We start from the raw sequence: 17830 nt of genomic DNA, 5'->3' as shown, positions 1-17830 counted from the left end.
GGATTCCGGGAGCTTCCCGTACCGCGGAGCGCCGGCGGTCGGGGCTGGCCCGAGGTTTCATGCCCCGAGCCGTCCAACGCCCGCGCATGGCCGAAGACTGCATCTTCTGTAGCATCGTCGCCGGCGACATCCCCGGCCGGATCGTGACGGAGACCGACCACGCCGTCGCCTTCCTCGACGCGAACCCGCTCGCGCCCGGCCACACGCTCGTCGTGCCCAAGCAGCACTACGGGCGACTGGACGACGTCCCGAGCGACGAGGCGGGGGACCTGTTCGACGTGGTGCACGAGCTCTCCGCGGCCGTCGAGGACGCCGTCGACGCCGACGCGGTCTCGATCGGCATCAACGACGGCGAGGCCGCCGGGCAGGAGATCCCCCACACGCACGTCCACCTCGTCCCGCGGTTCGACGGCGACGGCGGCGGCTCGTTCCACTCGATCTCCCCGCGGAGCGAGTCGCCCACCGACGAGGAGCTCGACGAGATCGCCGCGACGATCCGCGGCGACTGACGCGGTCGCTCAGTAGGACTTCGGGAAGCCGAGCTCCTGCCCGATGTGGTTGTACGCCATCTGCTGGCTCACGGGCGCCAGCCGCGTGAGGTTGATCTCGCGCCACCAGCGCTCGACGTCGTACTCGGTGGCGTACCCCCAGCCGCCGAACGCCTGCATCGACTGTTTGACGGCCTCGATGCCGGCCTCGACGGCGGTGGCCTTGGCGACGTTCGACTCGTAGCCGCAGTCCTCGCCCTGATCGTAGAGCCACGCCGCCTTGTCGCGCATGAGTGCGGCGGCCTCCATCCGGGCGTACGCTTTCGTGATCGGGAAGGAGACCGCCTGGTGGCCGCCGATCGGCTGCCCGAACACCTCGCGGTCGTTGGCGTACTCGATCGCCGTCTCGGCCGCGAGCTTCCCGATGCCGGTGCCGGCGGCGGCGAACCCGATCCGCTCGGGGTTGAGCATGTCGACCAACGGCCACCAGCCCCGGTCTTCCTCGCCGAGCAGGTTCGCCTCGGGAACCCGGACGTCCTCGATGAACACCTCACAGGACTTCGAGTAGTTGATGCCGTGTTTGTCGATCGGCTCCACGTCGATCCCCGGATCGTCCATGTCGACGACGAAGAGGCTGATCCCGTCGGTGCCGCGATCGACCGCCTCGCGGGGGGTGGTCCGCGTGACGAGGATCATGTTGTCGGCCCGGTCCGAGAACGTGATCCACGCTTTCTGCCCGTTGAGCACGTACTCGTCGCCGTCCTTCTCGGCGCGGGTCGCGACGTTCAGCGTGTTCGTCCCGGCCTCGGGCTCGGTGATGCCGATCGAGAAGTTGCGGTCGCCGGCCGCGATGTCGGGCAGGTAGCGCTCCTTCTGTTCCTCGGTGCCGTGCTCACGGATGCCGACCGCCGCCATCCCGGCCGTGAGCACGAGGTACCAGGTGCCGGCCATCCCACACCCCTCCGCACACAGCGTCTCCATCGCGACCCCCATCTCCTGCATCCCCATTCCGGCGCCCTCGTACTCCTGTGGGATCAACAGCCCGTGGAACCCCGCCTCGCCGAGCTCGTCCCAGAACGCCTCGGAGAACTCGCCGTTCTCCTCCTTCTCGCGCCAGTGCGCCGGCCCGAACTGCGACGCGATCTCGCTCGCGGTGGAACGGATCATCGCCTGCTCGGAGCTACTGTCGAAATCCATGGTTGTGTTTCACACGCGCCCCCGATACATTAGTACTGGTCTTGCGGCCGGCAGCCGCCCCCGTTTCACTCCTCGTCGGCGCTACAGACGAGCACGGGCCGCTCCGTGTCGAGAATGACGCTCTGGGTGACGCTGCCGAAGAGCACTTTCCCCGTCGGCGTCCGCTTCCGCCCGGCGAGGACGATCTGGTCGGCGTCGTGTTCGTTCGCGACGTTGAGGATCGCCCTGACGGCGTCGCCGCCGTACCCCTCGAGCTCGACCTCGATGCCGGCCTCCTCCAGTCGGTCCCGCGCGACACGGACGGCCTTGACCTGTTCGACGGTGCTCCCCTTCGTCTTCTCCTCGAAGGAGTGGACGAGAACCGCACGCACCGCGTCCGCCGCCAGCGGGAGCTCGGCGAGCGTTTCGGCCTGTGCGAGCGCCCGGGATTCGTCGGCGTCGATCCCGACGAGGAACGTGTACATATCCCACGAAATAGGCGGGGGAGTGTTTTACTGTTTCCCCGGAGCGAACCCGCCGGACACGTTCGTGTCGGCGGGATCCGGCGGTGAACTCAACCCAACCATTAAATATGATGTATACCTCCATAGTTGCGTGTTATACAATGCCACGTAACGATGAGGACACGTTCGAGACGATGGTGCGACGGCGACGGCTCCTGAAAGGTGCGGCGGCCGGCGGCGTCGCGCTCGGACTCGCGGGCTGTGCTGGCGGCGGCGGAAACTCCAACGCCGTCACAGTCCCGGGGATCTACGACGAGAGCGGCGGCACGTCCGACGTCGGGCGGCCGACCGCGATCGGCTCCCGGGACACGATCGCGTACATCAACGAGAACGACCTCCTCTCGCGGGAGATCGACCACCCCAACGAGGACTACGCCTACGAGGTACCGGAGGCCCAGCAGCTCTATCAGGAGTACACCTCCGGCGACGAGCCGCCGATGATCATCGGTTGGGGGACCGCCGACACCGAGGCGCTCTCGGGCACCGTCGCCGAGGACGAGATCGTCTACATCTCGGCGTCGTACTCCGCGAACCTGCTGACCGACGAGGCGCCGTACAACTTCTTCGGCAACCTCGACTACACGAGTCAGGCGCGTGCGCACCTGAAGTGGATCGCCGACAACGACCCCGAGGCCAAGATCGCGTTCATCTTCTCGAACAACCCGTTCGGGCAGGCGCCGGTCGAGGGCGGCAAACAGTACGCCGAGGAGCTCGGCTTGGAGGTCGGCTCGGACATCAACCTCCCGCTGACGGCCAACTCCGCGACCACCCAGCTCCGGCAAGCCAAGGACGGCAACGTCGACTACCTGATCCACCAGAACACCTCCGCGCCGATGCGGGTGCTGCTGCAGGACAAGGAGGACGTGTACCCGGACGTGACGGTGTGTGGGCTCACCTACACCGTCGACGAGCGCGTCGTCTCCGAGTCGCCCGAGCTGTTCGAGGGCGTCCGCTACGTCAACGCGTTCAAGACGTTCCAGGGGGCGCTCGACAGCGACGGCCTCGGCGCCGACATCATCGAGGCCAACTTCGAGCGCGAGGACCGGAGCATGGACAACCCCGAGGTGGCCCAGCTCAACTACGTTCGCGGTGTGATCCACGCCCTGCTCGCGCTGAAGGGGCTCCAGAACGCCATCGAGAACGACGACGATCCGACCAGCGGCGTGAACGCCCGGAACGGGATGTTCGGCATCGAGGACGACGACATGGAGGGGCTCGCCGAACCGTTCACCTACGAGGAGGGTGACCGCCGGCCCACCATGACCGGGCGGCTGTTCGAGGTGACCGACGGCTCGCTCAGCTTCGACACGACCGTCGAGCTCCCCCGGCGTGACGAGTGGATCGGACTGTGATGACGGCCGAATCGCAAGCGGCCGGGACCCCCGAGTCCGACGCCGAACGGGCCGTCGTCGAGCTCGACAACGTCGAGATCGTCTACGACGACCACTTCCTGGCGGTGCAGGGCGTCTCGATGTCCGTCGACGAGGGGGACATCGTCGCGCTGCTCGGCCCCAACGGCGCCGGGAAGTCGACGATCCTGAAGATGATCAGCGGTATCGGGCGGACCGAACGCGGCGAAGTCAGCCGTGGGAAGGTGTTCTACCGGGGCGAGGACGTGACCAACTTCGGCGCCAACGAGATGGTGAACCGCGGCATCACCCACATCCTCGAGGGGCGCCGGGTGTTCGAGGATCTCACCGTCGAGGAGAACCTCCGGTGTGGCCTCTACCGTGGCGGCCGCCGCTTCCGGTTCGACGAGGACGACTACGACATCGCGTTCGACTACTTCCCGCAGCTGAAGGAGATCATGGACCTGAAGGCGGGGTACGCCAGCGGCGGCCAACAGCAGATGCTGGTGATCGCCCGGGCGCTCATCCACCGGCCGGAGCTGCTCCTGCTCGACGAGCCCTCGCTGGGGCTGGCGCCGAAGCTCGTTCAGGACATCTTCGAGACGCTCGTCGAGATCAACGAGAAGGAGGACATCACCATGATCGTCGCCGACCAGAACGCCAAGCGGACCCTCGACATCGCCGACTACGGCTACGTCATGGAGAACGGCCAGATCGAACTCCACGACCCGGCCGACGAGCTGGTCCAGCGCGAGGAGATCAAGGAGTTCTACCTCGGGACGTCGAGCGAGGACTCCCGGTACACGGATATCCGGCACTACAAGATCCGGAAGAGGTGGACCTGATGAGCGCCGAGGACGCGGCCGCCGACCAGCGTGCGGCGTCGCTCCGTGAGGGCGCCAACGTCCCGCCGGAGGATGCCGTCATCGGCTGTCGCGACGTGACGAAGACGTTCGGCTCCATCACCGCCGTCGACGACGTGACGATCGGGATCGACAGCGGCGAGTGGGTCTCGATCGTCGGCCCGAACGGCGCCGGGAAGACGACGCTGTTGAACATCCTCAACGGCTTCTACTCGCCGGACCCCGGCGCGGCGGTGTACCTCAACGGCGAGGACGTCACCGGCCGCCCGGCCCACTACCGGGCGCGAAAGGGGCTGGCCCGGACGTTTCAGGGGCTCGAGCTGTTCGAGGAGGAGAACGTCCTCGAGAACGTGATGACCGTGCGTGCGGTCCACGAGCGGCCGAACCTGCTGTCGTCGCTGCTGTTCTACGGCAAGGGCCGGCAGGTCGAGGCGCGGAACATGCGCCGGGTCGAGGAGATACTCGACTACCTCGAGCTCTGGGAGCACCGCCACGCGACCGTGTCGGCGCTCCCGCTCGGCGTCCAGCGCCGGGTCGACCTCGCGCGCTCGCTCGCGCTCGAACCCGACGTGCTGCTGCTGGACGAGGCGATGAGCGGCCTCACGTTCGACGAGAAGTACGACATGATCCGCTTCCTGACCGATCTCCACGAGGAGGAGGGGATGACGCTGGTGATGATCGAACACGACCTGGAGGTCGTCACCGCCGTCTCCGACCGGATGATCGTGATGCAGAAAGGCGGCGTCATCGCGCGAGGGCCGCCGGCGGCGGTCACCGACGACCCCGAAGTCGCCCGCGTGTACACGGGGGTGGACTGACGTGGCCGAGGACGACACCGGGGGGCTCACGATCGACCGCGTGCTCACGGCGCCCGACGACGAGACCGTCGAGATCGTCTCCGACCGGGCGCTCCCGGAGATCCTCGTCGACCACGCCGAGGAGCATCCCGAGGACACCGCCCTGCGCTGGAAGCGCTACGGCGTCTGGCAGGAGTTCACCTGGGAGGAGTACTACGAGCGCGTCGAGCAGTTCGCGCTCGGGCTCGAGGAGTACGGGTTCGGCGACGAGGACGTGCTGTTCACGATCGGTTACAACCGCCCCCACCAGCTCTGGGCGTGGATCGCCGCCCAGTCGCTGGGCGGCATGGCCGCGCCGAACTACGAGGACATGCTCCCCGAGGACATCGAGAAGCAGCTCCAGCTGCTGGAGCCGAGCATCGTCTACGCGGAGGATCAGGAGATGGTCGACAAGCTGCTGTTGGTCGCCGACAGCGTGCCGTCGCTCGAGACCATCATCTACCGCGACGACAAGGGGATGTTCCGGTACGAGAACGGCGAGAAGGTCGGTCCGGACGACCCCGACATCGTCGCCTACGAGGACGTCGAGGCCCGCGGCGAGGAGCGGCTGGCGTCGGGCGACGTCGCCGACGACTACCTCCACCAGCAGATCACGACCGTCGACCCGGAGACGACGGCGATGCTGGCCCCGACCTCCGGCACCACGGGGATGCCCAAGCGCGTCCGGCTCTCCCACTTCAACTTCGTGAACCTCGCGAACGCCGCCATCGACATCGACCCGCTGCCCGAGGAGTCGGACTACTTCTCCTACCTGCCGATGGCGTGGGTCGGCGAGCAGATGATCCTGCTCGCGGCGGCCTTTGTCGGCGGCTGGACCGCGAACTTCCCCGAACAGCCCGAAACCGAAGACGAGGACCTCCGGGAGATCGGCCCCGAGATCATCTTCTCCTCGCCCAACCGCTACGAGGCGTGGGTCGCCGACGTGAAGGCGAAGATCGAGAACACGACCCGGTTCAAGAAGTGGGTGTACGACAAGGCGATGCGCATCGGCGAGCGGTACGCGGAGTACGTCATCGGCGACAAGAACGACGAGGAGCCGCCAGCGACGCTGCGGGCCGCCCACTGGCTCTCCTACTGGGTGGCGTACCGCCCCATCCTCGACAAGATCGGGCTGAAGCGCGCGAAGAACGTGTACACCGGCGGCGGCCCGCTCGGCGAGGATCACTTCGAGTACTACCACGCGATGGGCGTCCCGCTGAAGCAGATCTGGGGGCAGTCCGAGGTCTGTGGGTTCGTGACGATGCATCGCGACGACGACGTGCAGGTCGAGACGGTCGGCGAGGTGTTCCCGAACATCGAGGTGGGGATCACCCCCGAGGGCGAGCTGGTCGTCCGCGGGCCGGTGGTCACCTCCGGCTACTACGGGATGCCCGAGAAGACCGAGTCCGCCATCGAGGACGGCTGGCTCCACACCGACGACTTCGGCGCGCTCACCGACGACGGGCACGTGAAGATCTTCGACCGGATGGACGACGTGATGGAGCTGCAGGACGGCACCGCGATCGCCCCCATCAGCGTCGAGACGAAGCTGAAGTTCAACCCCTACCTGAAGGAGGCGATGGTCGTCGGCGACGGCCGCGAGGAGCTGACGGCGGTGCTGAACATCCGGTTCAACAACGTCGCCGAGTGGGCCGACCAGCGTGACATCCAGTACGCCGGCTACCGCGACCTCACCCAGAAACCGGAGGTGCTGGAGCTGATGCGGAACGTGGTCGCCGAGACCAACGAGGAGCTCGACAACCCGATCCAGCGGTTCATCGTCCTGTTCAAGGAGTTCGACGCCGACGACGGCGAGCTCACTCGAACCGGGAAGCTCCGCCGGGAAGTCGTGATGGACCGGTACGACGACGTCGTGGAGGGTCTCTACGACGGCAGTGACAGCGTGGAGATGGAGATAACGATCACCTACCAGGACGGACGTGAGTCCGACGAGCGCGGCGTGATGCGCGTCGTCGACGTGGACGAACCGATCGACGAGGACGCCGACATCGGGGTGGTGATGGAGTAATGGTGGATCTGACCACCTTCTTCGACATCGCCGTCTCCGGCATCGGCCTCGGCGCGCTGTACGCGCTGGTCGCGATGGGCTTTTCGCTCATCTACAAGGTGACCGGCGTGCTCAACTTCGCGCAGGGCCAGATCGCGATGGTCGGCGCCTACAGCGTCGTCATCTTCGGGACGGCCGCGATCCTCCCGACGGCGCTCCCGGCGTGGGCCGCCGTCGTGCTCACGATCCTCGTGGGCGTGGGGCTCGGCCTCGCGCTCGAACGGATCGTGTTCCGACAGTTCATCGGCGAGCCGGTGCTGTCGGTCATCATCGTCACGCTGGCGCTGGGCGGCATCTTCGAGGGGTTCATCGCGTTCCTCTTCGGCCGGAACTTCAAAGCCTACCCCGCGGAGCTGGCGTTCGACTGGTCCGTCGGGCTCCCGCTCGGCGCGTCGATTCAGGGCGCCTACGCCGTCGCGGTCGTCATCGCCCTGATCGTCGTCGGCGTGCTGATGCTCTTCTTCCGGAGCACGGTCACCGGCTCTATCCTCCGGGCGTCGGCGAGCGACGAGCAGGCGGCGATGGTGCTCGGCGTCTCGATCGAGCGGACGATCGCGCTGGCGTGGACGCTCTCCATCGCCGTCACCGCGATCGGCGGCATCCTGCTGGCGATGTCCAGCGGGGGCGCCGCCTTCTCCATCGAGACGACGGGCATCATCATCTTCGCCGCGGTCGTCTTCGGCGGACTGGACAGCATCCCCGGCGCCTTCATCGGGTCCATCGTCGTCGGACTCCTGCAGGAGCTGGGTTCGTACTACCTCGAGGGCGGGACCGCCGTCGTCGTCCCCCTGCTGGACGTGCAGGCGAACTTCGGCGCCGGCTTCGGGGAGATCCTCCCGTTGATCTTCCTCCTCGTGGTGATCATGGTGAAACCGTACGGCCTGTACGGCACCGAACGCATCGAGAGGCTCTGAGAATGGCAGGACACGATCTCTTACGGCGCACCGACGACGTATCGACGGCCCGACGCCGGGCCGACACCGAGCCTGCGGGACGGAGGTGGCGCGATGCCCTGCGGTGAGTACTTCACCGACTACACCTCCCGGATGGGGCTGGTCCGCTGGCGCACCCAGAAGATCGCGCTGGCGCTCGGGCTCCCTCTCCCGTTCCTCGCCCCGTTCCTGTTCGAAGGGGGGACGTTGACCCTCCTGACACAGGCGTACATCTTCGGGGTCGCGGTGCTCGGGCTGAACGTCATCCTGGGGTACGCCGGCGAGATCGTCCTCGCGCAGGGGGCGTTCATGGCGATCGGCGCCTACTCGACGAGCCGGCTGCTCGAAGCGGGCGCCGGGCTGTTGCCGGCGCTGGCCATCGGCGGCTTCATGTCGGCGATGGTCGCCGTCGGGTTCGGCCTCCCCTCGTTCCGCGTCAAGGGGTTCTACATCGCCATCTCGACGCTCGCGCTCCAGTTCATCTCGGAGTGGTTCTTCAACAACGGGCAGGCCGCGTTCATCCACGGCGGCTCCCAGCAGCAGTTCCCCTCGGACGTCGGGCTGCTCGGCCCGGTCGCGAAGGTCGGGAGCACCTTCGACAAGTACTACCTGGCGCTCGTCGCGGTGCTGCTGTTCGCGCTGCTGTCGCTGAACCTCTCCCGGACCGGGATCGGGAAGACGTTCCGTGCGGTCCACGAGAACGACCTCTCGGCGGCGGTGCTGGGGGTCAACGTGTTCAAGAACAAGCTGCTCGCGTTCGGCATCGGCGGGTTCATGATCGGCGTCGCCGGCGGCCTCTACGGCTTCCAGATCGGCTTCATCAGCCCCGGCTACTTCACGCTCTCGCTCACGCTCGAACACTACGTGATGCTGCTGTTCGGCGGCCTCGGCCGCGTCTGGGGCGCGCTGCTCGGCGTGGGCGTCGTTACGCTCATCCGGGATAACCTCCGCGAGCTGCTCGGCATCGTCAGCGACCTGACCGGGATGAACGCCACGGCGACGGTCCCGGTGTTCTTCGGCGTCATCATCATCGTCGTGCTCGCGGTCGAGCCCAAGGGGGTGTTGGCTGCGCTCGGCAAGATCAAGGAGTACTTCCGCAAGTGGCCGTTCGCCTACTGACCGGGAGGAACGGTCCACTTTTCCCCCGTTACTGATTCCGGTCCCGGTCGTTCTGCACCGCTGGTCCGCCGAACCAGTAGCCGCCCGCCTCGCGGGACCGTTCCGGGCCCGAATGTAACCGGACGGAAATTTATGTGACCGTAGACCCCTACTCCACTCGATGTACGACTCCGACACGCTCGCGGCCGTCCGCGAGCAACTGGCGCGGGCGACCGACCACGAGTTCTACGCCGACATCGACCCCGACGCGGTCGACTCCTGGGACGCGTTCAGGGAGCTCCCGTTCACGACGGGCGAGGAACTGGTCGCCGACTTCGAGGCCGACCCGCCGACCGGCTCGCTGTACGACGGCGCCGCGATGGTGACGTTCTCCCCGATGGGCGAGGATCTCCAGCCGGTGTTCGACACCCAAGGGGATCTGGAGCATCAGGCCGCGGTCAACGCCGAGGTGTTCGAACGGGCCGGCATCGAACCGGGCGACCGGGTGATCAACACGTTCGGCTACCAGCTGTTCGGGACGGGCTACGTCGTCCACCGGGCGCTAGAGGCGCTCGGCGCGGAGGTGTTCCCGCTCGGCCCCGGCGACTCCGAGCAGGCCGCCGACATCACCCACCAGTTCGACGTGGACGCGCTGATCGGCAACCCGAGCTTCGCGCTGAAGGTCGGGGAGGCGGGCGGCGAAGTGGACACGTTCGTCGGCGCCGGCGAGCCGTTCACCTCCATCCCGGGCCGCCGCGAGGCGGTCAAAGAGGCCCTCGGCGCCAGTACGGCGACGGACTACTTCGGCACGCGACACATCATGCCCGTCGCCGCCGAGACCGAGGCGGAGGACGGGCTCCACGTCGTCCCGGAGTACGCCGTCGTGGAGATCGTCGACCCCGACACGGGGGAGGTGCTCGGGACGGGCGAGCGCGGCGAGGTCGTCGTCACTCACGTCCGGAAGGAGGGGATCCCACTGATCCGCTACCGGACGGGCGACCTCGCGGAGCTGGAGGAGCGCGACGGCGAGCTCGTCCTGCCCGACGGCGTCATCGGCCGGACCGACGAGCGGCTGAAAGTCAAGGGCGTGAAGGTGTACCCCGAGAGCATCGAGACGGTGCTGGCGGGCTTTTCGGGGCTCTCCGGCGAGTACCGGATCGAGGTCGACCAGCCGGAGACGACCGACCGACTGACGATCGTCTGTGAGGGCGAGGCGCCCGTCGACGAGCTGCGGGCCGCGCTCGGCGACCGGCTGCTCGTCACGCCGGACGAACTGACGCTGGTCACCGAGCTCGACGAGACCGGCGTCGTCGACAACCGCTACTGACGGCGGCGTCGTTCACTCGCGCAGCTTGTACACCCCGGTGCCGGTCGCACAGACCGCGTCGCCGGACTCGACCTCCACGCTCGCGACGCCGATGTTCTCGCCGCGGCGCTCGATGGTCGCCGTCGCGTACAGCGGATGTTTCCCGGCGGCTTCCAGATAGTTCACGCGCAGGTCGACCGTCGGGGTGTAGTCGCCGCGGTGGCCGATGAACACGGCGGCGCCGGTGAGATCGACGATGGAGCTGATGACGCCGCCGTGGAGCACTTGGAGGTCGGGGTTGCCCACCAGCGACCCGTCGAACGGGATCCGCGTCTCCGCCTTTCGGGGGGTGACCGCGAGCACCTCCAGCTCCAGTTCGCGGTGGAACGGGATCGCGTCGTACAGCTCTCGGACGAGTGCCGTCCGGTCGCTGTCCTCGGAAACACCGGCTGTGCTGTCGCCGCTCGGCGACCCGTCACCGTTCGAACCGCCGTCCGGGACCGGCCGCCGGCCTCGTTCTCCCATTGTGCCAGTGTTCACCACACCCCGACAAAAAACGTCGGATGGGGGCGACCGGCGCGGGATCCGTCGGAGTCAGCCATCGCCCAAGAACCGCCGCGCCGTCCGCGAGAAGATGTCTTGCTGGGTTTCGTCCGGCAGTTCGCGTCCCAGCAGGTGGGCGCGCTCGTGCTCGTACGGGTAGGGGATGTTCGGGAAGTCCGAGCCGTACATGATCGACTCCGAGAGCTCGATCAGCGTCTCGTCGGCGACCGAGTCGGGGTCGAACACCATGTACTCCTCCGCGACGGCGGACATGGTGAACGTCGTGTCGAGGAACACGTTCTCGTTGGCCCGGGCGAGTTCACAGAAGGCGTCCACGTCGTACGCGCCCATGTGGGCTGCACACACCCGGAGATTCGGGTAGGAGTCGAGGAACGACCGGAACCGGTCGACGCCGACGTTCGGATCGTCACGGAACATCGGCGCGGTCCCGGCGTGGACCAGCAGCGGCAGGTCGTGGTCGGCGGCCACCTCGTACGCCGGCTCCAGCCGCGGGTCGTCGGCGGCGAACCCCTGCACCGGCAGCTGGAATTTCAGCCCGCGTGCGCCCGCGTCGACGGCCCGTTCGACGATACCGCCGACGTCGTCGTCGCCGGCGTGGACGGTGGCGAACGGCACGACGTGGTCGGCGGTCGCGGCCGTCTCACAGACCCACTCGTTCAGCTCGTCGGCCATCCCCGGCCGGTGGGCGTACGGCAGCGCGAAGAACTCCTCGACGCCGGCCGCCCGGAGGATCTCGGTCATCGCCGCCAGATCCGTCGGGTGGTCGAACGTCCAGCCGGCGGCGTCGCCGAGCGCGTCACGGATCGCCCGCATCAGCCGGTCGGGCATCAGGTGGACGTGCGCGTCGACGACGCTGTCGACCGGGAACTCGATCGTCATCGCTCACCCGCCCTCGGTCGTCCCATCTCTGTATGTGGGTCGCTGACGCGGATAGTAAAAATACCGACGGCAGCCGGCGGCCGACCGCTGCCGAAGATTTTTCTACAAAGACGTTCGGAAAGAACCGTATGTCGGCAACGACTGCGGCGCTCGTCGGCGCGACCGGCGGCGCAGGCACGACCCGGAGCTGTCTCGAACTCGCCGCCGCGCTGGCCGCCGCCGGCGACGACGTGGCGGTGCTCGACGCCGCCTACGACACGCAGGGGCTCGCCCGCCATCTCCCGGGCCGGATCGACCCGGACGCGACGGCGCTGGTCACCGACGGGAGCGACAGGCCGCTCTCGGCGGGGACGATCGAGTACGACCCCGGCGCCGACCGTGCTGCGCTCGACACCGAGGCGCTGCCCGAGTCGGGACGGGTCGTCTGCTGTCCCGCGCGGGCGCCGTTCGAGCGCCTCGCGCGGGCGAAAACCGCCGAGGCCGCACAGGAACTGGAGCGGCGGATCACGGAGGCGGCGACCGCGTTCGACCGCGTGCTGATCGACACGCCGCCGCTCGGGTCCAACCCCGCGGTCGCGGCGGTGACAGCCGCCGAACGGGTGGCCGTCGTCGCCCCCGCGACGGAGCGCGGCGTCGACGCCGTCCAGACGACCCGCGGCCGCCTGCAGGACATGGGGACGACCGCCGACGCCGTCGTCGCCGTCGACCGCACGGGGATGCGGGCGTTCCCCGAAGCCGACGCCGACGCGATTCTCCCACAGTTCGACGCCGAGCCGCCCGCCGGCCTCGAGACCGAGGCGGGAGTCGACGCGCTCACGACCGCTGCCGACGCCGTTCTCGGCCGTGGGATCGAGCTCCCGCTGGCGGATGGCGGGCTCGTGGCTGCGGTCGAATCGCTGCGCGACTAGAACAGTTCGTCCACGTCGCCGACCGCGTCGGCGAGCGGATCGTCCCCCGTGGGGCTGCCCACGTCCGCGACCGCGGCCGACAGTTCGGGGTCGGCGTCGTGGCTCTCGATGTAGCTCCCCAGCGCGAACTCCGCCTCGCTCGCGCCGGTCAGTTCGAGCGCTTCGGCCCGGGAGAGCTCGCCGGCCTGCCAGTCCCGAACGATCTCCCGAGCCATCGGCGACAGCGGCGTCACGCCCGAGACGCCACAGCGGTGCAGCGCTTTCGCGGCCGTCACGGGGGCGATCCCCGCCTCGCGCGCGCTCTCGCCCACGCTGGTCCCCGCGGCGTGTGTCTCGACGACCGTCGCGGCAGCCTCCGGCGTGCAGGGGAGCGCGCCCGCGTGCGGGCGGAGCCGCTCGACCAGCGCCTCGCCCGTCTCGTCGACGGCGGCGACGCCGCGGGCCTCCTGCTCGGCGGTCACCTCGATGCCGGCGGCGATCTCTTCGAGCGTCATATACGAGCGTTCGCCGCGATATAGTTTAACAGTTTCCACTATTGAACTATCTTCGATCAGTTGCGGTGAGAGAACGTACCGGTTATCGGTACGTTCGACGGACGGGATCGGGTTCGATACCCCGGAAACCACCCGGGTTTATGTATCCGATCGGGACCGATCTTCGAGTATGAGCACGACGCGTGCTACCGGCTGTCCCGAGTGCGACGGGCGACTGACCGCCGACGGCGACGAGACGGTCTGTCAGGGCTGTGGGCTGGTCGTCTCGACCGACCGGCTCGACCGCGGCCCCGAGTGGCGCAGCTTCGAGGACGACGACCGGAACCCGGCCCGGTGTGGCGCGCCGCTGACGCGCTCCCGACACGACCGCGGGCTCTCGACGGAGATCGGCCGCGACGGCCGCGGGAAGAACCGCAAGTGGTCCCGCCTGCGCCGCCAGCACCGCCGAACCCAGATCAGATCGAAGCGCGAACGCAATCAGGTGTACGGGTTCACCGAGATCCGGCGGCTGATGGGCGCACTCGAACTGCCCGACCGCATCCGCGATCAGTCCTGCTCGCTGTTCGAGTCCGCACAGAACGACGATCTGCTTCGCGGGCGCTCGATCGAGGGGTTCGCCAGCGCCGCGGTGTACGCCGCCTGCCGGGTCGCGGGCGTCTCGCGCACGACGGAGGAGGTGCTCGACGCCGCGAAAGCGACCGCCGACGAGCACCGTGCCGCGTACGACGCGATGAACCGCGAACTCGGGCTGCCCGTCTCGGCCGCCGAGCCCGCGGAGTTCGTCGCCCGCTTCGCGAGCGAGCTCGATCTCGGGCAGGCAGTCCGCCGTCGGGCCAGAGAGCTCGCCGAGGCGGCGGTCGAGTCGGGTCACGCCAACGGGCGCAACCCCGGCGGCGTCGCCGCGGGCGCGCTCTACCTCGCCGCCCGCCGCGAGGGCGAGACGGTGACGCAGGCCGAGGCGGCCGACGTGGCGGACGTGACCGCGGTCACCGTCCGGACGACGTATCAGGCGTTACAGGGCTGAGAACTCCCGTTCCCTCACTCGCTTCGCTCGACTCGCTCCGCCAGCGACGCGAACGCGGCCGCCGCCTCGCTCCCCGGCGCGGTGTCGACGACTGGTGCCTCGGCTTCGATCGACCGACCGAGCCGCGGATCCGCCGGCACCGACGTAACGGGCGAACCGAGCGCCGAGCGCACCGTCGGCGTCGGAGCGTCGTCGACGACCCTGTTCAGCACCACCGCCGACAGCGGCGCGTCGAGCTCGCGGGCCAGCTCCCGGGTCCGGAGCGCGTCCGCGAGCGCGAACGGCTCCGGCGCGGCGACGACGACGGCCGCGTCGGCGACGGCCAGCGGCACGCCCACGTCCGCGCGGAGGCCGGCGGGGCAGTCGACCACGACGATCCCGTGTTCGCGTTCGACGGCCGTGAGCGCGTCGCCCAGCTCCCTCACGTCGGCCGCGCGGGCCCCCGCCAGCGATCGACCGCAGGGGAGGACCGTCACGGGGCCCGCCTGTACGGCCTCGCGGGCGTCGGCGCGACCGGCGAGCACGTCGTGCAGCGTGGGTCCGCAGTCGGCGGGGAGGTTCGCCATCCCGAGGTCGCCGTCGACGACAACGCCCTCCAGCGCGCCAGCGAGGTTGTACGCCACCGTCGACTTGCCGACGCCGCCTTTCCCGCTCGCGACGGCGAGGATCACGACAGCCTCCGGAGCGCGTCCGTCGGCGGGGTCGTCGCGGCCGCGCGGGCGGCCAACGCGTCCGCGGCCCGGGCGAGCGCCCGGAGTTTTTCGGCGTCACCGTCGAGATCGGTCCCCATCGACTCGACGCCGGCGAGTCCGCCGTTCGCGTCGAGCAACGAGGTCGCCTCGACGACCCCGGCGGCGTTCAGCGCCTCCGCGGTCCTGATCCGCGTTCGATAGGGGGCGAGGAGCGCCCCGGCTCCGTCGGGGAGTGACGCGCGTCGCGCCGAACACTCGTCGACGGCGTCTCGCTGACCGTCGATCGACCTCGGGCCTCGATCGACGACCGGCCGCTCCCCGCGCGTTTCGCGCCCGTCGCTCTCCCCGCCGAGTACTGCCCGCGGCGGCCGGTGATCGCCGAGTTTCCGGACGGCCGCATCCGGCGTGCTGTCGCCCGACTCCTGCTCGACGGGGGCGACCTCGTCGACGGTCACCGGCGGTGTCGCCGTCGGTGCCGGTGAGGCGTACCCGAGTGCTGCGGTTTCGCCGGCGGCAACGACTCTCGTCACGCCGTCGCGGTCCCAGCCGGCCGCCGGCGTCCCGTGCCGCCGCGGCGGCAGGACCGGGCCGTCGAGCCGGTTCCGGAGCCGGACCCGGCGGTCGGTCGCACGCTCGTTCCGGAGGCGGACGCGGACCAGCGTCACCCCTGCGGCGGACTCCTGTGTCCAGTCGAGCTCCATCTGCGGGGGTGGCCGCCCGCTCGTTCAAAAAGTCGGGGTCAGAGCCGGATCACGGCGGCGTCGAGCGCGTCCGCGGCCGCCGCCGCGCTGTCGAACCGATCCGTCGTGTCGACGACCGGCGCGCGGAGATCGGCGACCCGGATCGCCGCCAGCGCGGCGGTCACGTCGTCGCCCTCGACGCCTAACGGCTCCGTCGAGAGCGTCGCCTCGCCCGGGACGGCGTCGACGGCGTTCGCGAACTCGTCGGCGATCGACACGGCCAGCGCGCGTCGGGCCTCCGGGCGGCGGTTCGCGACGCGGTCCTGCAGTCGGAGCCGTCGTTCACGGGCGTCGCGGGCCTCGCGTGCCCGACGTTGTGCGGCCTCGTGGGCCTGTTCGGCGGCGACGCGTTCGGTTTCGGCCTCGGAGAGCCGCCGGATCGCGTCGTCGAGCGCCGCCGCGGCCTCCTCCGTGTCGGCACCCGTCTCCCGGCGGCTCTGGAGGCGTCCGCGGGCGGCCGCGACCTCCTCCTGGAGCCGTGTCACCTCGGTTCCGGCGTCGGCGAGCCGCCGGCGCGTCGCGGCGGTGTCGACCGTCTCGACCGTGAGCTCGCGGAGCTCGCGCTCCGCGGCCGCTACCGCCCGCTCGGTCGGCGACCGACAGCCTCGGGAACGGGCGGCGGCGACGAGCCGACAGAGCGGCTCCCTCCCGTCGGCGGGAACGGCGAGCCGCTCCCACCACCGCGACGGGGCGGGACAGTCGATCGATAGCGCCGTCCCCTCGCCCGCTATCGCCCCCCGAACGGTCTCTACCGAGTACGACTCCCCGCGGAGATCGAGCGCGCAGGCGTCGACGGCCCGCATCAGAGCTCTCGGTCCTGCATCGCCGCCGGCTCGGGGTGGTCGGTGCCGGCCACGAACTTCGGGTACGGCGTGCTCGGGTGCTCCCGGCGCTCGTACGCCGCCGCGGCCTCCCGGACCCGTTCCGGGACGGACTCGTACTCGTTCAGCGGCTCGGTGCGCTCGATCTGGACGTCGGCGCCGTGTTTCTCCCGCAGGCGGAGAGCGAGAAACGCCCCGAACTCGGTTTCCGCCAGCAGCGCCGCCCGGCCGAACTGTCGGACCGTGGCCTCCTCGTGCCCCCGACAGACGTTCCGCAGGCTCGTCCGTGCCTCGCGGGAGTACGTCGCGACCAGCAGCATTTGGTTGCTGATGTACTCGTAGAAAATTAAGACTTGCGCGCCCGGATACGCTCCTCGCCGCTCGCGTCGACCTCGAGGACGGCGTCCATCAGGCTGGTGACGATCTCGACGGTCTGATCGTCGTGGGCCTCCGGATCCATGTGGAAGTGAGCGAACGCGTCGGTCTTGGCTATCCGCCCGGTGATGATGTGGAGGAACTCGTAGGCGGTCTCGAGCTCGACGTACTGCAGGAGCGCTGTCAGCGAGTCGAAACAGACGACGGTTCGGTTGTCGTTCTCCTCGTCCCAGTCGGTGAGGAACTCGGTGATACGGATGCCCAGCCCGGTCAGGTCGTTGGGACTGGTCACCGTCTCGACGGGCGCGTTCGTCTCCGGGAGCGACGGGCCCCCGGGACCGCTGCTGCCTGCCGTCTCGGCGGCGACCGAGCGCGTGGAGTCCTCGACACTCACGATCCCCATCTCCGCCGGTCGCTCGTCGGTGTGCTCGCGCCAGCGCCGGAGCTGTTGGTCCGGGGATTTGGTGTAGGAGACCCAGAGGACGTTCGTCCCGGCGGCGGCGTCGGGGTGGAGGAGCTCCGTACAGTGCTGTTCATCGGTGAACGACGAGGTGAGGAGCAGGGTGCTGTTCGCGCCCGCCAAGCGTTCGCGTATCGTCTCGGCTGTCTGCGTTGCAGTCACGGGCGTGCCTCTCTGCCGTAGAGACACACGGTGGTAACATAGCCTTTTCGACTTCTCAATAGTGAGAACAG

At 69.1% G+C, this 17830-nt stretch carries 20 protein-coding genes; 10 read left to right on the top strand and 10 right to left on the bottom strand.

Annotated features, from left to right (window positions below):
* Positions 1–86 precede the first annotated feature (86 nt).
* A complete protein-coding gene (locus ACQUSM_RS13300) occupies positions 87–509 on the top strand; it encodes an HIT family protein (protein ID WP_435119322.1) in 423 nt (140 codons plus the stop codon).
* A 9-nt stretch (positions 510–518) separates the two neighbouring features.
* Here ACQUSM_RS13300 and ACQUSM_RS13295 read toward each other — a convergent pair whose 3' ends face one another.
* Complete coding sequence (locus ACQUSM_RS13295; protein WP_435119320.1) at positions 519–1685, bottom strand: acyl-CoA dehydrogenase family protein; 1167 nt, start codon at positions 1683–1685, stop codon at positions 519–521.
* 65 nt (positions 1686–1750) lie between these two features.
* Positions 1751–2149, bottom strand: a complete 399-nt coding sequence (locus ACQUSM_RS13290; RefSeq protein ID WP_435119318.1) for a universal stress protein — start codon at positions 2147–2149, stop codon at positions 1751–1753.
* Positions 2150–2289: 140 nt separating this feature from the next.
* On the opposite strand from ACQUSM_RS13290, the gene ACQUSM_RS13285 reads away from it, so the two are divergent.
* From ACQUSM_RS13285 to ACQUSM_RS13255, 7 genes are all read left to right on the top strand, one after another.
* Positions 2290–3540, top strand: coding sequence for an ABC transporter substrate-binding protein (locus ACQUSM_RS13285; protein WP_435119316.1), 1251 nt, complete (start codon positions 2290–2292; stop codon positions 3538–3540).
* The gene (locus ACQUSM_RS13280) at positions 3540–4382 is read left to right on the top strand and encodes an ABC transporter ATP-binding protein (RefSeq protein ID WP_435119314.1); all 843 of its coding nucleotides are present in this window, start codon (positions 3540–3542) and stop codon (positions 4380–4382) included. The genes ACQUSM_RS13285 and ACQUSM_RS13280 overlap by 1 nt, the downstream gene beginning before the upstream one ends.
* On the top strand, positions 4382–5218 hold the full coding sequence (locus tag ACQUSM_RS13275; protein WP_435119313.1) for an ABC transporter ATP-binding protein: 837 nt from the start codon (positions 4382–4384) through the stop codon (positions 5216–5218). The genes ACQUSM_RS13280 and ACQUSM_RS13275 overlap by 1 nt, the downstream gene beginning before the upstream one ends.
* Before the next feature lies 1 nt (position 5219).
* Positions 5220–7265, top strand: a complete 2046-nt coding sequence (locus ACQUSM_RS13270; protein WP_435119311.1) for an AMP-binding protein — start codon at positions 5220–5222, stop codon at positions 7263–7265.
* Positions 7265–8218, top strand: a complete 954-nt coding sequence (locus tag ACQUSM_RS13265; RefSeq protein WP_435119309.1) for a branched-chain amino acid ABC transporter permease — start codon at positions 7265–7267, stop codon at positions 8216–8218. The genes ACQUSM_RS13270 and ACQUSM_RS13265 overlap by 1 nt, the downstream gene beginning before the upstream one ends.
* A gap of 93 nt (positions 8219–8311) precedes the next feature.
* Positions 8312–9355 (top strand): branched-chain amino acid ABC transporter permease, encoded by a 1044-nt coding sequence (locus ACQUSM_RS13260; RefSeq protein WP_435119307.1) that lies wholly within the window; start codon positions 8312–8314, stop codon positions 9353–9355.
* A 160-nt stretch (positions 9356–9515) separates the two neighbouring features.
* Complete coding sequence (locus ACQUSM_RS13255; protein ID WP_435119305.1) at positions 9516–10661, top strand: phenylacetate--CoA ligase family protein; 1146 nt, start codon at positions 9516–9518, stop codon at positions 10659–10661.
* Between the two features lie 12 nt (positions 10662–10673).
* Here the strand turns inward: ACQUSM_RS13255 and ACQUSM_RS13250 are convergent, their stop codons facing one another.
* Both ACQUSM_RS13250 and ACQUSM_RS13245 read right to left on the bottom strand, forming a co-directional pair.
* Positions 10674–11165, bottom strand: a complete 492-nt coding sequence (locus ACQUSM_RS13250; RefSeq protein WP_435119303.1) for a PaaI family thioesterase — start codon at positions 11163–11165, stop codon at positions 10674–10676.
* A 69-nt stretch (positions 11166–11234) separates the two neighbouring features.
* Positions 11235–12083: an amidohydrolase family protein gene (locus ACQUSM_RS13245; RefSeq protein WP_435119302.1), complete on the bottom strand. Its 849-nt coding sequence runs from the start codon at positions 12081–12083 to the stop codon at positions 11235–11237.
* A gap of 128 nt (positions 12084–12211) precedes the next feature.
* Between ACQUSM_RS13245 and ACQUSM_RS13240 the strand changes: the two genes are divergently transcribed.
* Complete coding sequence (locus ACQUSM_RS13240) at positions 12212–12991, top strand: ParA family protein (RefSeq protein ID WP_435119300.1); 780 nt, start codon at positions 12212–12214, stop codon at positions 12989–12991.
* On the opposite strand, the gene ACQUSM_RS13235 is transcribed toward ACQUSM_RS13240, so the two are convergent.
* Positions 12988–13485 (bottom strand): hypothetical protein, encoded by a 498-nt coding sequence (locus tag ACQUSM_RS13235; protein ID WP_435119298.1) that lies wholly within the window; start codon positions 13483–13485, stop codon positions 12988–12990. The two genes, ACQUSM_RS13240 and ACQUSM_RS13235, sit on opposite strands and share 4 nt — an antisense overlap.
* A 169-nt stretch (positions 13486–13654) precedes the next feature.
* On the opposite strand from ACQUSM_RS13235, the gene ACQUSM_RS13230 reads away from it, so the two are divergent.
* Complete coding sequence (locus ACQUSM_RS13230; RefSeq protein ID WP_435119296.1) at positions 13655–14509, top strand: transcription initiation factor IIB; 855 nt, start codon at positions 13655–13657, stop codon at positions 14507–14509.
* Positions 14510–14523: 14 nt separating this feature from the next.
* Here ACQUSM_RS13230 and ACQUSM_RS13225 read toward each other — a convergent pair whose 3' ends face one another.
* Genes ACQUSM_RS13225 through ACQUSM_RS13205 form a run of 5 tightly spaced genes read right to left on the bottom strand, consistent with a single transcriptional unit; the run spans position 14524 to position 17759 of the window.
* Positions 14524–15180, bottom strand: coding sequence for a P-loop NTPase (locus ACQUSM_RS13225; protein ID WP_435119294.1), 657 nt, complete (start codon positions 15178–15180; stop codon positions 14524–14526).
* Positions 15177–15902, bottom strand: a complete 726-nt coding sequence (locus tag ACQUSM_RS13220) for a hypothetical protein (RefSeq protein ID WP_435119292.1) — start codon at positions 15900–15902, stop codon at positions 15177–15179. The genes ACQUSM_RS13225 and ACQUSM_RS13220 overlap by 4 nt, the downstream gene beginning before the upstream one ends.
* A 38-nt stretch (positions 15903–15940) precedes the next feature.
* Positions 15941–16744, bottom strand: coding sequence for a hypothetical protein (locus ACQUSM_RS13215; RefSeq protein WP_435119290.1), 804 nt, complete (start codon positions 16742–16744; stop codon positions 15941–15943).
* On the bottom strand, positions 16744–17082 hold the full coding sequence (locus ACQUSM_RS13210) for a hypothetical protein (protein ID WP_435119289.1): 339 nt from the start codon (positions 17080–17082) through the stop codon (positions 16744–16746). The genes ACQUSM_RS13215 and ACQUSM_RS13210 overlap by 1 nt, the downstream gene beginning before the upstream one ends.
* Before the next feature lie 26 nt (positions 17083–17108).
* Positions 17109–17759, bottom strand: coding sequence for a DUF7504 family protein (locus ACQUSM_RS13205; RefSeq protein ID WP_435119287.1), 651 nt, complete (start codon positions 17757–17759; stop codon positions 17109–17111).
* Positions 17760–17830: the final 71 nt, after the last annotated feature.

Origin of the sequence: Halolamina sp. C58, from assembly GCF_051195095.1 — an archaeon.
GTDB lineage: Archaea > Halobacteriota > Halobacteria > Halobacteriales > Haloferacaceae > Halolamina.
The sequence above is the reverse complement of the archived record's forward strand: the minus strand, read 5'-3'. Positions and strand labels throughout refer to the sequence as shown.